14 protein-coding genes are annotated in these 13824 nt (G+C 54.5%); 6 read left to right on the plus strand and 8 right to left on the minus strand.

All coding sequences use genetic code 11. The features are described from left to right. Positions 1 to 70 precede the first annotated feature (70 nt). The gene (locus GEAM_RS12455; protein ID WP_034791952.1) at positions 71 to 508 is read right to left on the minus strand and encodes a nuclear transport factor 2 family protein; all 438 of its coding nucleotides are present in this window, start codon (positions 506 to 508) and stop codon (positions 71 to 73) included. A 245-nt stretch (positions 509 to 753) separates the two neighbouring features. Here GEAM_RS12455 and GEAM_RS12460 point away from each other — a divergent pair, with 245 nt between their 5' ends. Continuing rightward, the gene (locus GEAM_RS12460) at positions 754 to 1002 is read left to right on the plus strand and encodes a CsbD family protein (protein ID WP_034791956.1); all 249 of its coding nucleotides are present in this window, start codon (positions 754 to 756) and stop codon (positions 1000 to 1002) included. A gap of 89 nt (positions 1003 to 1091) precedes the next feature. On the opposite strand, the gene GEAM_RS12465 is transcribed toward GEAM_RS12460, so the two are convergent. From GEAM_RS12465 to GEAM_RS12475, 3 genes are all read right to left on the minus strand, one after another. Then, on the minus strand, positions 1092 to 1457 hold the full coding sequence (locus GEAM_RS12465) for a helix-turn-helix domain-containing protein (protein ID WP_034791957.1): 366 nt from the start codon (positions 1455 to 1457) through the stop codon (positions 1092 to 1094). Between the two features lie 125 nt (positions 1458 to 1582). Beyond that, a complete protein-coding gene (gene alaC / locus GEAM_RS12470; RefSeq protein ID WP_034791959.1) occupies positions 1583 to 2797 on the minus strand; it encodes an alanine transaminase in 1215 nt (404 codons plus the stop codon). Between the two features lie 116 nt (positions 2798 to 2913). After that, complete coding sequence (locus GEAM_RS12475; RefSeq protein ID WP_246867340.1) at positions 2914 to 3483, minus strand: GNAT family N-acetyltransferase; 570 nt, start codon at positions 3481 to 3483, stop codon at positions 2914 to 2916. Between the two features lie 138 nt (positions 3484 to 3621). On the opposite strand from GEAM_RS12475, the gene GEAM_RS12480 reads away from it, so the two are divergent. Both GEAM_RS12480 and GEAM_RS12485 read left to right on the plus strand, forming a co-directional pair. Then, positions 3622 to 5325 (plus strand): sensor histidine kinase, encoded by a 1704-nt coding sequence (locus GEAM_RS12480; protein WP_034791963.1) that lies wholly within the window; start codon positions 3622 to 3624, stop codon positions 5323 to 5325. After that, the gene (locus GEAM_RS12485) at positions 5306 to 6043 is read left to right on the plus strand and encodes a LytR/AlgR family response regulator transcription factor (protein ID WP_034791965.1); all 738 of its coding nucleotides are present in this window, start codon (positions 5306 to 5308) and stop codon (positions 6041 to 6043) included. Before GEAM_RS12480 ends, GEAM_RS12485 begins: the two co-directional genes overlap by 20 nt. Before the next feature lie 44 nt (positions 6044 to 6087). On the opposite strand, the gene glk is transcribed toward GEAM_RS12485, so the two are convergent. After that, positions 6088 to 7053 carry a glucokinase gene (gene glk, locus GEAM_RS12490; RefSeq protein WP_034791967.1) on the minus strand — a complete coding sequence of 322 codons (966 nt, stop codon included), beginning with the start codon at positions 7051 to 7053 and terminating at the stop codon, positions 6088 to 6090. A gap of 309 nt (positions 7054 to 7362) precedes the next feature. Here glk and GEAM_RS12495 point away from each other — a divergent pair, with 309 nt between their 5' ends. After that, complete coding sequence (locus GEAM_RS12495) at positions 7363 to 8628, plus strand: ion channel protein (protein ID WP_034791969.1); 1266 nt, start codon at positions 7363 to 7365, stop codon at positions 8626 to 8628. A gap of 4 nt (positions 8629 to 8632) precedes the next feature. On the opposite strand, the gene GEAM_RS12500 is transcribed toward GEAM_RS12495, so the two are convergent. Then, on the minus strand, positions 8633 to 9331 hold the full coding sequence (locus tag GEAM_RS12500) for an aspartate/glutamate racemase family protein (RefSeq protein WP_034791971.1): 699 nt from the start codon (positions 9329 to 9331) through the stop codon (positions 8633 to 8635). A gap of 95 nt (positions 9332 to 9426) precedes the next feature. Then, entirely contained in the window at positions 9427 to 9930 is a 504-nt protein-coding gene (locus GEAM_RS12505; RefSeq protein WP_034791973.1) for a multidrug/biocide efflux PACE transporter, read from the minus strand. A gap of 139 nt (positions 9931 to 10069) precedes the next feature. On the opposite strand from GEAM_RS12505, the gene GEAM_RS12510 reads away from it, so the two are divergent. Continuing rightward, positions 10070 to 10945, plus strand: coding sequence for a LysR family transcriptional regulator (locus tag GEAM_RS12510; protein ID WP_034791975.1), 876 nt, complete (start codon positions 10070 to 10072; stop codon positions 10943 to 10945). A gap of 13 nt (positions 10946 to 10958) precedes the next feature. Here the strand turns inward: GEAM_RS12510 and GEAM_RS12515 are convergent, their stop codons facing one another. Further along, entirely contained in the window at positions 10959 to 12617 is a 1659-nt protein-coding gene (locus GEAM_RS12515; RefSeq protein WP_034791978.1) for an alpha-keto acid decarboxylase family protein, read from the minus strand. A 278-nt stretch (positions 12618 to 12895) separates the two neighbouring features. Here GEAM_RS12515 and GEAM_RS12520 point away from each other — a divergent pair. Then, positions 12896 to 13824, plus strand: a 929-nt coding sequence (locus GEAM_RS12520; RefSeq protein WP_034791980.1) for an aldo/keto reductase, incomplete at its 3' end; no start/stop codon positions are given.

The raw sequence follows: 13824 nt of genomic DNA on the forward strand, positions 1-13824 counted from the left end.
TTGGCGAAAGGAAACCCAACGATTGAGGCGGGTTTCCTTTCTTTTTTTTGCTCAGTTTTTACTCGGAATGTTATTCAGATTGTTGGTAATTATTGACCCGTTTTTTATCTTCCAGATTAAAATCCGGGTCGAGATAAATACTCAGCCGCTGAATCAATAACTGATTAAATTCAAATACCGCGCAGAAGTGGTGACTGCCCGCCTCGGCCGTAGGCCAGCGTTCGCCGCTTTGCATCACGCCGCGCATCTGCCCCTCGACCACCAGCGTGTCGCCATCGGTGATAAAGCGAAACTTATCCTGCATATGCTGGATTTTATCGATTTCCAGCGCGAAGCATTTACCCAACTCGCCCAGCGATGATTTTCCCTTCGCCGTACCAAATTTTGGGAAAAACACCTCAGTATCGTCGGTAAACAGGTCCAGCAGTGTCGCATCTGCCTGATCCAGCTTGCTGTAAAACTGCTTCACTATCTCAATGCGACTTTTTTTTAGCGCGTCCTGTGTCATTTTCCCCCTCTTATCACTCAACGAGTGAAATCTAAGACCACCTGTCTAAGACTAGTGACTCGCTTGGGTTTTGCTGGTTTCCCACAAGATTTAAGATAACTCTCAGCAAATCGGCCCCTGTTCTCTTCAATTCATGGTCTACAGTTAATGAGGTATGACGCTTTTATGAATTAAAGTGCGTTTTGTATAAATTGAAGTGCGTTGGGCTGGCATGTTGCCCGTCCTCCAGACAAAAGGAACTGCTTATGTTTGATAAAGCGAAAGATAAAGCTGAAGAGCTGGTTGGCAAAGGTCAGGAAGAGTTTGGTCGTGCAACAGAAGACCGTGGTCTGCAAGCCGAGGGCGTAGTCCGCAAAAACCTTTCTCAGGCTTCCTACGCGGTGAACGATGCCGTAGATACGGTGAAACGCCAAACCACAGATAACCCAGTCCCGGCCCTGCTTATCGCAGCCGGTGTAGGTTTCCTGCTGGCGAAACTGACAGGCCGTAAATAATCAGCTTGTTTGCTCGATAAGCATGAGCACGGCATAACCTAATGCCATAAAAAAACCCGGCCAATGCCGGGTTTTGTTGTTTTGGGCTGCTAATTGATGGGTTTGATGAGGCTTTCAGCAGGAATGCCAAACAAAGTATGCAGCTTCCAAATCATCGGTAACGTGAGTTTACGTTTACCATTGAGCACCTCGTAAACCCGATTGGTACGCCCAATCGCGGGCTGTAAATCCTTGGCAGTCAGGCCCGACTGCTCCATCCTAAATTTGATCGCCTCAATCGGATCAGGCAGATCGACTGGAAAATGCTTGAGTTCATAAGCTTCAATCAAGGTGATCATCACCTCAAAGAAATCCCCTTCAGGCGTGCCGGGCTCTGGTTCATTATCAAAGAGAGGTGAAACGACTTTAAGCGCCGCTTGATAATCTTGCTCATTTCGAATCGGATGAATGGTCATGGTTTCACTCCCCTACTCCCAATATGGGACTAAGATAAGCGTTTCGAGTGCGTTTTGGAAGAAACATTCCAGAAATAAAAAAGGCGCAGCATGATTGCGGCGCCTTGTGCGAACCGAAGAGTTTATTAAGATTTAGCCGGGATCACGCCATCTGCGCGGAACATGGCTTTAATGCCGCGCACCGCCTGACGGATGCGATCCTGGTTTTCGATCAGAGCGAAACGCACGTGGGTATCGCCGTAGTCACCGAAACCAATGCCCGGCGAGACGCAAACCTTGGCGTCGGCCAGCAGGCGTTTGGCGAATTCCAGCGAACCTAAGTGTGCGTAAGCGGGAGGGATTTTAGCCCAAACGTACATCGAGGCTTTCGGGTTATCCACCATCCAGCCCGCCTCGTGCAAGCCGCGAACCAGCACGTTGCGGCGCTGACGGTACTGCTCGGCGATATCTTTCACGCACTGCTGATCCCCTTCCAGCGCGGCAATCGCTGCCACCTGCAACGGGGTAAAGGTGCCATAGTCGTGGTAGCTTTTGATTCGCGCCAGCGCGCTGACCAGCTCCGGGTTACCGACCATAAAGCCGATGCGCCAGCCCGCCATATTGTAGCTTTTCGACAGGGTGAAGAACTCGACCGCGATGTCCTTCGCGCCCGGCACCTGCATAATAGAAGGCGCTTTCCAGCCGTCATACACAATATCGGCATAGGCCAAGTCATGGATAACCAGCACGTTGTACTGCTTCGCCAGCGCGACTACGCGTTCGAAGAAATCCAGCTCGACGCACTGCGCCGTCGGGTTAGACGGGAAGCCGAGGATCATCATTTTCGGGCGCGGAATGGTTTCGCGAATAGCGCGTTCCAGTTCAGCAAAGAAATCCACGCCGTCGGTTAATGGCACCGAGCGCACCTGCGCACCGGCAATCACCGCGCCGTAGATATGAATCGGATAGCTTGGGTTTGGCACCAACACGGTATCACCGTGATCCAAGGTCGCCAGCATCAGGTGCGCCAGCCCCTCTTTCGAGCCAATGGTCACAATGGCTTCGCTTTCTGGATCGATTTCTACCTGATAGCGGTCGGCATACCAGCGGGAAATCGCACGGCGCAGGCGCGGAATACCGCGTGACGTGGAGTAACCGTGGGTATCTTCGCGCTGGGCCACCTGCACCATTTTCTCAACAATGTGCGGCGGGGTTGCGCCATCAGGGTTCCCCATACTGAAATCAATAATGTCTTCGCCGCGACGTCGCGCAGCCATTTTCAATTCAGCGGTAATGTTAAAAACATAAGGGGGAAGACGATCGATACGCGAAAAACGACGTGGAGAACTGGAGTCAGCCATAAATTCCTCAAGGATACGTGAGCGCCCGGACCGTCCGAGCGACGCTGGCCGCGATGCGGCCTTCCAAGAACATATCTCAGGCAGAAAAAACTGTCGATACCCCAGACGACCTATTTTTAATCAACACGCAATTCACCGCGCGGGTCATCGGCCAGAATTCCCAGCAGCCAGTCGTTATGCCACTTTTCGCCGATGCGGTAACTGTCGCGCAGGCAGCCTTCGAGCTTGAATCCGCACTTCTCCAGCACCTTGCGTGAGGCGAAATTGCCCTCCAGCACGTTGGCCTGTAGGCGATGAAAGCCGCAGGTATCAAAAGCAAAATCCAGCACGGCTTTTAGTGATTCCACTGCGAAGCCCTTGCCCTGATACTCGGGAGAAATGATAAAGCCGACTTCGCCTTGCTGATAAGGCCGCCAGTCGGGGAAGAAGCCGGTCAGCCCTACTGCCGCGCCGGTTTGGCGCTCGCGGATCACCAGACAGAGCCAAAAATCGGCATAGCGATCCCAGTGACCAAGGCGCTGCTCGAAGCGATTGCGGATTTGCGCCGGCGAGTCGATATCACCAATAAAGCGCATTACCTCTGGCGTTTGGTATAGCTTTTGGAACAGCCACCAGTCTTCATTTTCAATCGGTTGCATCACCAGACGCGGGCTGGTGAGCTGTAACGGGGTCAGAGTTTTCATCATTATTTTCCTCTGGGTAGGTACCGACTCAGCTTACAATTGAATTATTGGTTATTCATACCATTTATGGTTTTAGTGCATTTCATTCCCTAGGATAATTCCCTGTTATAATAGGCCAAGCCGCAAAACAGGGAGCTTGCCGTGCCACAAGTGTTTGAAATGTTGCTGGCGGTCTTTGACCGTGCAGCCCTGATGTTAATCTGTCTGTTCTTCCTCACCCGTACCCGCCTGTTTCGCAAGCTGCTACAGAAAGAGAGCCATAACCACACGGCGCTGGAACTCGCCGCCGCTACCGCGATTTTTTCGCTGTTTGCCATTTTCGGCACCCTGTCGGGGATTAATGTCGAAGGCTCGCTGATTAACGTGCGCACCATCGCCATTATGTCCGGCGGCATCCTGTTTGGGCCTTGGGTGGGGATTATTACCGGCCTGATTTCCGGCTCGCACCGCTATCTTATTGATATCCATGGTGTCACCTCGCTGCCCTGCTTGATAACCAGCATCGTGGCCGGTTTTACCTCGGGTTATATCAACCTGAAAGTGAAAAAAGCTAACCATTGGAAAGTGGGTATCGCCGCCGGAATGCTGTGCGAAGCCCTGACCATGGTGCTGATTTTGCTGATGGCGAAGCCGTTTTCGCTGGGGGTGGATATCGTCATGAGCATCGCCGCGCCGCTGATTTTGGGAGCCAGCTCGATTGGCCTGATTATCCTGCTGGTGCAAAGCGTGGCCGACGAAAAAGAGGTGATTGCCGCCCGTCAGGCGCGACTGGCCTTGGACATCGCCAATAAAACCCTGCCCTATTTCCGCCACATTGAAGGGCCAAATATCAACGCCCGGTCGCTGGAAAAGATTTGCAGTATTATTCGCGAAGATATCAACGCCGACGCCGTCGCCATTACTGATACCAAAAATATTCTGGCCTATGTCGGCGTGGGCGCGGATCAGTACAACATCGGCCACGAGATCATCAGCGATATCACCAAGGCGACGCTGGAGTCGGGGCAAATCACCATTAAGAACAATGATGAAGTGGACCGCACGCCGGAGATCCACTCGCTGATCATTATCCCACTGTGGGAGAGCGGCGTGGTGACCGGCTCGCTAAAAATCTATTACTGCCACGCCCACCGCATCACCTATTCGCTAAAAGTGATGGCAGTCGGCCTGTCGCAAATTATCTCGACTCAGATGGAAGTGTCGCGCGCTGAGCAACTGCGCGAAATGGCCAATAAAGCCGAAATGCGCGCCCTGCAGAGCAAAATCAATCCGCACTTCCTGTTTAATGCGCTGAATGCTATTTCCTCTTCAATCCGCGCCCGGCCTGACACCGCGCGCCAGCTGATCATCAATCTGTCGCGCTATCTGCGTTACAATCTGGAATTGAATGACGAACTGATTGACCTGCGTAAAGAGCTGCATCAGGTGCAGGATTACATCGCCATTGAGCAAGCGCGCTTTGGCAGCAAGCTGACGGTTATCTATGATATTGATGACGATATCTCGGTGCAGATCCCCAGCCTGTTAATTCAGCCTTTGGTTGAAAACGCCATTGTTCACGGCATTCAGCCGTGCAGCGGTAAAGGCGTGGTGGTGATTGCGGTGAAGCGTCAGGGCAGTAACATTAGAGTGTCGATTAAAGACACCGGACACGGCATAAATCAGGAAACCATTGACCGGGTAGCGGCAAATGAAATGCCCGGCAATAAAATCGGCCTGCTCAACGTGCATCATCGCGTTTCACTGCTGTATGGCCACGGGTTAACCATCCGCCGCCTTGAGCCGGGCACGGAAATTTCATTTTTGATCACCTCGGAAAATGCTAATGAAAGCCATCATCGTTGAAGACGAAGTCCTCGCACAGGAGGAGCTGAGTTATCTGATTAATGCGCACAGTGAAATCAAAATCGAAGCCAGCTTTGACGACGGGCTGGACGTGCTGAAGTATCTGCAAACCCATGAAGTTGATGCGATTTTCCTTGATATCAACATTCCGTCGCTCGACGGCGTGCTGCTGGCGCAGAACATCAGCAAGTTCGCGCACAAGCCTTACATTATCTTCATCACCGCCTATAAAGAGCATGCCGCCGAGGCTTATGAAATCGAGGCTTTCGACTACATTCTCAAGCCTTATCACGAGTCGCGGATTGTCACCATGCTGCAAAAACTGGAGATGCATTTTAAACGCGACAAACAGGCACTAACCCAGCCAGCGCCGAGCAGCAATCGCGCCAGCCACAGCATCAATTTGATTAAAGATGAGCGGATCATTGTCACTGATATCAATGACATCTATTACGCGGCGGCGCAGGAGAAGGTGACGCAGGTTTATACCCGCAAAGAAGAATTCACCATGCCGATGAATATCACCGAGCTGTGCAATCGCCTGCCGGAAGAGCACTTCTTCCGCTGTCATCGCTCATATTGTGTGAATTTGTCGAAAATCCGCGAAATCGTGCCGTGGTTCAACAACACCTATATTTTGCGATTAAGCGATTTGGATTTCGAAGTGCCGGTGAGTCGCAGCAAAGTGAAGGAATTCAGAACGTTAATGCGCTTTTAACGTAAATATTCTCCCCCGAGGCCGGGGGAGAAAAGAGAGGCAGATTACAGCGTCATGCCCATCGACTGGCGTAAATAAGCACCCGATCCCAGCAGCCCCGGCTGATCGTGAGTGATCAGATAGACAGGAATGTCATGTAGGTAGTCTTTGAAACGGCCCTTGTCTTCAAAGGCGGCGCGGAAACCGGAAGCCTTAAAGAACTCGAGGAAGCGCGGCACGATGCCACCGGCGATATACACGCCGCCGAAGGTGCCCATGTTCAGCGCCAGATTGCCGCCGAAGCGACCCATGATCACGCAGAACAGCGAGAGTGCGCGGCGGCAGTCAAGATTCTCGTCACTCAGCGCCAGCTCGGTAACATCTTTCGGCGCGAAATTCTCCGGCACGCGGCCATCGGCTTTCACAATCGCGCGGTACAGATTCACCAGCCCCGGACCAGACAAAATGCGCTCGGCGGAAACGTGGCCCATTTCGGCGCGCAGCTGCTCGAGGATGATGTCCTCTTCTTCACTGTTTGGCGCGAAATCAACATGACCACCCTCGCCCGGCAGGCTCAGCCAGCGTTTGTCGGCGTGGATCAGGTGGGCGACGCCCAACCCCGTGCCCGCGCCAAAAATCACCGCCGGTTTGCCGTCTAACGGCTTTTTGCCGCCGAACTGCAACAGGTCTTGCTCCTGTAACATCGGGATCGCCATGGAAACGGCGGTGAAGTCATTGATCACTTCCAGATGATCCAACTTCAGGTTGGCTTTCATCTCGGCAATTGAAAATGCCCAAGTGTGGTTGGTCATTGCCACCCAGTCGCCGGTGATCGGGCAGGCAATGGCAATACAGGCGTCTTTTACTTCGTGCTCTTGCTGCTCAAGGTAGACACGCACTACGTCTTCTAAACTTGGGTAATCCAAGCCAGAAAAGGTTTTAGAAGCCGAGATGGCTCCGCTGTCGAGCGCGCACAGTGCAAGACGACAGTTAGTACCGCCGACGTCCCCCACCAAGGAGTATTTGGTCATTTTCTTCTCCGAAAAAGTAGATTCTCAATCCTGTCTGGTCTGGAGGCCGGGTAAAAACGATAAATACCGTTATTATCAATCGTTGAGGCTGGTTAAAACCCGCTTGCAGGACTATAAAAGTTTACAGAATAATGTGGGCAAAATAGCGGTAATTGCTATAGCCTGCAACGCCCATTTGAGGCAACGCGCATTTATGCGGCACGGCATCTAAAATAATGTCGCTTATGCCCAAATTCTTAGCCATCATTGCGATACAAAGCCTGTGCTGAAGCGTCGAGCGAGTGCAGCTCATCATAAAAGGATATGTGCATGCTGCATCCCCGTGCGAAAACGATGTTGGTTTTTACTCTGCCCGCGTTGCTCATTGGCATCTTATCCAGCCTGATTCTGGTCGCTATCATGATGCTGGCAGGCGCGCTGCAAACCCTGCTCTGGCAACACATTCCTTCCGCTTTGCATATTGATACCAGCTCCGCCAGCTGGACCTTATTTATGCTGACGCTAACTGGCCTCGGCGTTGGCGCAATCATTAAGTATATGCCGGGCCACGCTGGGCCAGATCCCGCCACCGAATCGCTGATTGGCCCGCCGGTTGCGCTGAACGCCCTGCCGGGCTTGGCATTGGCCTTGATGCTGGGGCTAGCCGGCGGTGTGAGTCTCGGGCCGGAATACCCTATCACGGTGATTAATATCGCGCTGGTCGCCACCGCCGGGCGCTATTTATTGCCGAAAGTACCGACCATGGACTGGGTGATTTTAGCCGCCGCGGGCACCATCGGCGCGCTGTTCGGCACACCTATCGCCGCCGCGCTGATTTTTTCGCAAATGCTCGGCGGAGATAAAGACGTTCCGCTGTGGGACAGGCTGTTTGCGCCACTGGTCGCTGCGGGCGCGGGTGCGCTGACTACCGATCAGTTCTTCGAGCCAGATTTCTCTTTGAATATCGACCCTTACGACGCATCGCGTCTAGTGGATGTGTTCAGCGGCTCGGTGGTGGTGCTGATTGCGATTGCGATCGGCATGGTCGCCGTCTGGCTATTCCCACACGTGCATCGCCTGTTCCACAGCATCAAAAACCCGGTTCTGATGCTTGGCCTTGGCGGCTTTGTGTTAGGCCTTCTGGCGCTGATTGGCGGGGAAATTACTCTGTTTAAAGGGCTGGATGAGATGAAACAGCTGGCGGAATCTGACCAGCTATTTGAAATTAGCTCGATGCTGGCGATAACCCTGACCAAGCTTGCCGCGCTAGTCGTCGCCGCCGCCTGTGGCTTCAGGGGCGGGCGCATCTTCCCGGCGGTTTTCGTGGGGGTTTCTCTTGGGCTGATGCTGCATCAATACGCGCCCGACGTGCCTGCTGCGGTCACCGTGTCTTGCGCCGTGATGGGCATGGTACTGGTGGTCACCCGCGACGGCTGGCTAAGCCTGTTTATGGCCGCCGCCGTGGTGCCGGGCCTGAAACTGCTGCCGCTGCTGTGCATTGTGATGCTGCCAGCGTGGCTGCTGCTGGCAGGCAAACCGCTAATGCTGGTCAGCAAATATCTGCCTGCTCGCAAAGAGAATAAAGAAGCCGAATAAAGGCTTATTGGTCAGAAAGCGCGAACTCCGCCGCCGCCAGTGCATGGATGGCGGTGGTGTCAAACACCGGCACGCTGGCATCCTGCTGGCCCACCAGCAGTGTGATTTCGGTGCAGCCGAGAATAATCCCCTCCGCGCCCTGCTGCTCTAGCTCGCCCATGATGCGGCGATACTCTTCACGGGACGCGTCGCTGATTTCCCCCAGACAAAGCTCTTCATAGATGATGCGATGCACAATGTTGCGGTCAGCCTCGTTCGGGGTCAGCACCTCAATCTGGTGTTTATCCTGCAAGCGGCCGCGATAGAAATCCTGCTCCATGGTGAATTTGGTGCCGAGCAGGCCAATGCGCTTCAGCCCCTGAGCTTTGATCTTTTCCGCCGTCGCGTCGGCAATATGCAGCAGCGGCAGGCCGCCAATACGCTCAATGTCATCCGCCACTTTATGCATGGTGTTGGTACAGACCACAATTATCTCAGCCCCGGCGCGCGCCAGCGCCTGTGCGGCATCGCCGAGAATTTGCCCAGCCTGCTGCCAATCCCCTTGGGCCTGAAGTTTTTCAATATCGTAGAAGTCGACGCTGTGCAGGAACAGCCGCGCAGAGTGCAATCCGCCGAGCTGCCGTTTGACGTGTTCATTGATGGTGCGGTAGTAAGGCACGGTGGATTCCCAACTCATGCCGCCAATTAATCCTAAGGTTTTCATCTGCTGTTCCCCTGCCGACTCTGTTTTGCGTGAGGGTAAAACATAACTGAGCGCGCCTTCGCTGACAAACGAAGGCGCGCCCGGTGAGCAGAAAATTACTGTTTTGCAGAGCAGACTTTCTCAGCGGCTTGATCCGCGAGGCGAGCTGCCCGGCGCTCAACAATGCGTTGGCGCAAGGTGTCATACAGCCAGTTGTAGAACATGGTGTAGGGCAGGAAGAACAGGAAGAAGCCGATTTCCAGCATAAAGGCGTTAAGCAGCGAAATGCCCAACCAGCCTGCGGCAATCGGCAGACCCATCAATATAAAGCCGCCCTCAAAGCCTAAGGCGTGGCAGACACGCACTTTCAGGGTCCGCGCCACGCGGCTGACCGGCCACAGGCGATCGAAAATCGAGTTATAAACGATGTTCCACAGCATTGCCGTGGTGGAGAGTAAAATCGCCAAGGTGCCCATTTCAAACATCGACTTGTTCAACAACCATGCAGCGATCGGCGCGGAAATCATTACCGCTAAGGCTTCAAAGCCGACCGCATGCAGGATGCGCTCGCCTAAAGATTTTTTGCTCGCGAGTTGAGCGTTAGTTTTTAACTTTGACATATAGACCTGCCGTAATTCCTCAATTTGGTGAGTGACTTTGGTCACAGGCCAGCATTATCATCGTCAAATAAGATAGGTTAAAGATAGTTAATATCGATAAAATAGATGGGTTGACCCACTCGCTAGCCCGGAGATCGCCATGCGTTACTCGCCAGAAGCCTTAGTTGCCTTTGTGGAAGCCGCCGACACCGGCTCTTTCTCCGCCGCCGCGCGCAAACTGCGCAAAAGCCAGTCGACGGTCAGTACCGCCATCGCCAATCTTGAAGTGGATTTGGGCCTGACGCTGTTTGACCGCAATAGCCGCCAGCCGGTGTTAACGCCGCAGGGCAAGCGGGTGCTCAATCACGTTCAGGCGATTTTGGCTGCCAGCGAGCGCCTTGATGAGCTGGCGATCCGCCTCTCCACGCAGGTGGAAACCCGGCTGACCTTCGTGCTTTCAGACACTTACCAGCCGACTCATCATGAAAATCTGCTCAAGCGCTTTGAGCGGCGCTATCCCGATATTGAGTTTGAATGCCTGATTGCCGAGGATCAGGACGTGATTGACCTGCTTCAGGCCGGGCGGGCGCACATTGGTATGCTGGAAGTGCAGGACTCCTATCCGCCGGACATCGGCGTGGCGCGCCTGCCGGAGCAGACCGACATGGATATTTTTGTCAGCCGCGACCACCCGCTGGCCCAGCTTTCCAACATCCAGCCGGAGCAGTTGCACACTTTCCGCCAGTTAAGCCTTCAGCCCTATCGCCGCACCGAGACGCGGGCGCAGGGGCAGACTTGGTCCGCGCCGAGTTATCTGATGCTGCTGGAAATGGCCGAGCAAGGCTTTGGTTGGTCGGTGCTGCCGCACTGGCTGGTGCGCCAGTTTGGGCATAATAAGCTGGTGACGCTGCCGATGCGCGGCTGGCCGAAGCTGATTTCAGTGGACGCGGTGTGGAGTAAGAATAATCAGCCCGGCCCGGCGGGAAGTTGGTTCATCGACCAACTAATCGATCCTTTGCTGGCCGATGAACCCTGAGCCGTCGGTCTGGTTAGTCGCCGGAGTTTCTCTTCGAGATAGACTTGCTGACTGCATCTAATAGCTCGGGAATATCCATCTTCGGCAGCACCACTTCCACCCACGCCATTTGCCGTTTATCGCGCAAGGTGCCCATCACCTTGCTCAGTTGCTCGCGGTTTTCAACTCGCTGGCTAAGCACGTCAGGCCCGCCAAAGGCCGCGGGGAACAGGGTCCAGTTCCAGCGAGCTATGTCGTTGTAGCGCTGCGTTTCGCCGTGAATCGCTCTTTCTACCGTGTAACCGTCGTTGTTAAGCAGGAAAATAGTGGTTTTCAAGCCATAGCGGATCGCCGCGCCCAGCCCTTGCAGAGTGAGCTGCGCCGAGCCGTCACCGATGATCAGCACCACCCGGCGCTCGGGCTCTGCGGTCTGCGCGCCAAAGGCGGCAGGCAGGGTGAAGCCAATCGACCCCCACAGCGGCTGGACGATAAAATCACACCCTGCGGGCAAGGTCAGACTCGCCGCGCCAAAGCTGGATGTGCCCTGCTCCACCACCAGCAGGTCGTTGGGCTGCAAAAACTCCTGCATCAGTTGCCAGAACACCTGTTGGTCCAGCTGGCTGTTATCTGAAACCGGCAGCGGCGTGCGGCTAAAGTCTGGCTTCTCCCACTGTTGGCGAAGTTCGGCTGTCAGCTGATGCAGCGCCTCGACGGCCTTGGCCATCGGCAGCTGATGGAAAACCTGTTTGCCAATCTTGGCGCTGAAAGGTTCGAGGTCGATGCAGCCGCCTTCTGGCAGCTTTTGGCTAAATCCGGCGCTAATGGTGTCGCCAAAACGCACCCCGACAGTCACCACCACCTCGGCCTGTTCCACCACTTTCTTCACCACCGGGCAGCTCGCCGCGCCCGAATAGGTCCCGGCAAAGTGTGGATTCTGCTCATTGAACAGCCCTTTGCCCATCAGCAGCGTTGAGTGCGCCAGCGGAACATCATCCACCCACTGCTGCAATGCCTGATTGGCTTTAAAACGGTCGGCCAGAAAATCCCCCAGCACGGTCACTCGGCGCTTGTCGCGCAGCAGTTCACGGGCGGCATCGGTAAAGGCAGTGAGGGAATCCGGGGAGAAGGCGGGCTGGAGAAGAGGCTGTTGAGTGGCACGGCTGGTGACAGGGAGCTTGGCGACGTCGCTTGGCAAGAGTAGGTAGCCGGGCCGCGAGTGGTAAATCGCCTCGGCCACCACGCGGTCAATTTCCGCCAGCGCATTATCCGGGGTTAACAGCCCCTGCGCCACGCTGACCTGCCGCGACATCTCGGCAAAGCGAGTAAAGTTGCCGTCTCCCAAGGAGTGGTGCAGCAGTTCGCCCTTCTTCTGCGATGACAGCGGCGGCGCGCCGACAATATGGATCACCGGCAGGTACTCGGTATAGCTTCCCGCCAGCCCGTTTAGCGCACTGAGTTCCCCCACGCCGAAAGTGGTCAGCAGGGCAGACGCCCCATTGCGCCGCGCATAGCCGTCAGCGCCGTAGGCGGCATTCAACTCATTGGTACATCCCACCCAGGTTATTTGCTGGTGGCTAATCACATGGTCGAGAAATTGCAGGTTGTAGTCGCCGGGCACGCCGAACAGGTGGGCAATATTGCTAAGTGATAGTCGGTCAAGGAGATAGTCACCTACGGTATAAGCATTACTCATCATGATCCCCTAATATTTTTAACTTCTATAGTTGATAACTCTAGAAAGTATTGACGCAGATCGCCGATTAGGAAATGTCCCCAAGAAATTAGGGTTGGAAATTTTGCCTTACACCCCTGCCCGTTTTGGGCGCAGGCGGCGTGCTTCATCATGATTGCTGATAAGCGCGGTCACCTCGCGCAACCTTGTTAAGTCACTGGCTGGAAAATTCTGTGGAAACGCATACACTAAAACAGCTTTTTATCTTCCCTACGATTAAAAATAATAAGGTTAACTCTATGGCTTATCAGGCGAAACCGACGCGATATGAACAGATGCAATACCGCCGCTGCGGCCACAGCGGGCTGAAGTTGCCCGCCATCTCTCTTGGCTTGTGGCACAACTTTGGCGACAACGCGCACTTTGATAACGCGCGCCATTTGATTCGTCACGCCTTCGATAATGGCATTACCCATTTCGATTTAGCCAACAACTACGGCCCACCGCCCGGCTCGGCTGAAACCCATTTTGGCCGCATTTTGCAGGAAGATTTGCTGCCTTATCGCGATGAGCTGATCATCTCCTCCAAGGCCGGTTACACCATGTGGGACGGCCCTTATGGCGATTGGGGCTCGAAGAAATATCTGGTCGCCAGCCTCAACCAGAGCCTAAAACGCATGGGTCTAGAGTATGTGGATATCTTCTACCATCACCGCCCAGATCCGGACACACCGCTGGAAGAGACCATGGCGGCGCTGGATTTGATCGTTCGTCAGGGGAAAGCCCTGTATGTCGGGTTGTCCAACTATCCGGCCGAGCGCGCCAAACAGGCTTTCGCCATTCTGCAACGCCTCGGCACGCCGTGCCTGATCCATCAGCCGAAATACTCAATGTTCGAGCGCTGGGTAGAGGCCGATTTGCTGGATACGCTGGCGCAAAACGGCGTTGGGTCGATTGCCTTCTCCCCTCTGGCCGGTGGCGTGTTGACCGATCGCTATCTGGCGGGCATTCCGCAGGATTCACGCGCGGCGAGCAGCAGCCAATTCCTCACCACCGACCAACTCACCGCCGAGAAGCTGGAAAAAGTGCGTAAGCTGAATGCCATTGCCGAAGCGCGCGGCCAGAAGTTGTCGCAGATGGCTCTAGCCTGGGTGTTGCGTGGTGACCGAGTCACCTCCGTGCTGATTGGAGCTAGTAAAACCAGCCAGATTGATGATGCCATTGGCAT

The organism is Ewingella americana ATCC 33852 (genome assembly GCF_000735345.1).
Classification (GTDB): Bacteria; Pseudomonadota; Gammaproteobacteria; order Enterobacterales; family Enterobacteriaceae; genus Ewingella; species Ewingella americana.

Coding starts and splice junctions, on each gene's coding strand:
- GEAM_RS12500 (WP_034791971.1), bottom strand. CDS start 9,331: ATGAAAACCTTAGGATTAATTGGCGGCATGAGTTGGGAATCCACCGTG.
- GEAM_RS12460 (WP_034791956.1), top strand. CDS start 754: ATGTTTGATAAAGCGAAAGATAAAGCTGAAGAGCTGGTTGGCAAAGGT.
- GEAM_RS12485 (WP_034791965.1), top strand. CDS start 5,306: ATGAAAGCCATCATCGTTGAAGACGAAGTCCTCGCACAGGAGGAGCTG.
- GEAM_RS12505 (WP_034791973.1), bottom strand. CDS start 9,930: ATGTCAAAGTTAAAAACTAACGCTCAACTCGCGAGCAAAAAATCTTTA.
- alaC (WP_034791959.1), bottom strand. CDS start 2,797: ATGGCTGACTCCAGTTCTCCACGTCGTTTTTCGCGTATCGATCGTCTT.
- GEAM_RS12515 (WP_034791978.1), bottom strand. CDS start 12,617: ATGAGTAATGCTTATACCGTAGGTGACTATCTCCTTGACCGACTATCA.
- GEAM_RS12465 (WP_034791957.1), bottom strand. CDS start 1,457: ATGACCATTCATCCGATTCGAAATGAGCAAGATTATCAAGCGGCGCTT.
- GEAM_RS12475 (WP_246867340.1), bottom strand. CDS start 3,483: ATGATGAAAACTCTGACCCCGTTACAGCTCACCAGCCCGCGTCTGGTG.
- GEAM_RS12510 (WP_034791975.1), top strand. CDS start 10,070: ATGCGTTACTCGCCAGAAGCCTTAGTTGCCTTTGTGGAAGCCGCCGAC.
- GEAM_RS12495 (WP_034791969.1), top strand. CDS start 7,363: ATGCTGCATCCCCGTGCGAAAACGATGTTGGTTTTTACTCTGCCCGCG.
- GEAM_RS12455 (WP_034791952.1), bottom strand. CDS start 508: ATGACACAGGACGCGCTAAAAAAAAGTCGCATTGAGATAGTGAAGCAG.
- glk (WP_034791967.1), bottom strand. CDS start 7,053: ATGACCAAATACTCCTTGGTGGGGGACGTCGGCGGTACTAACTGTCGT.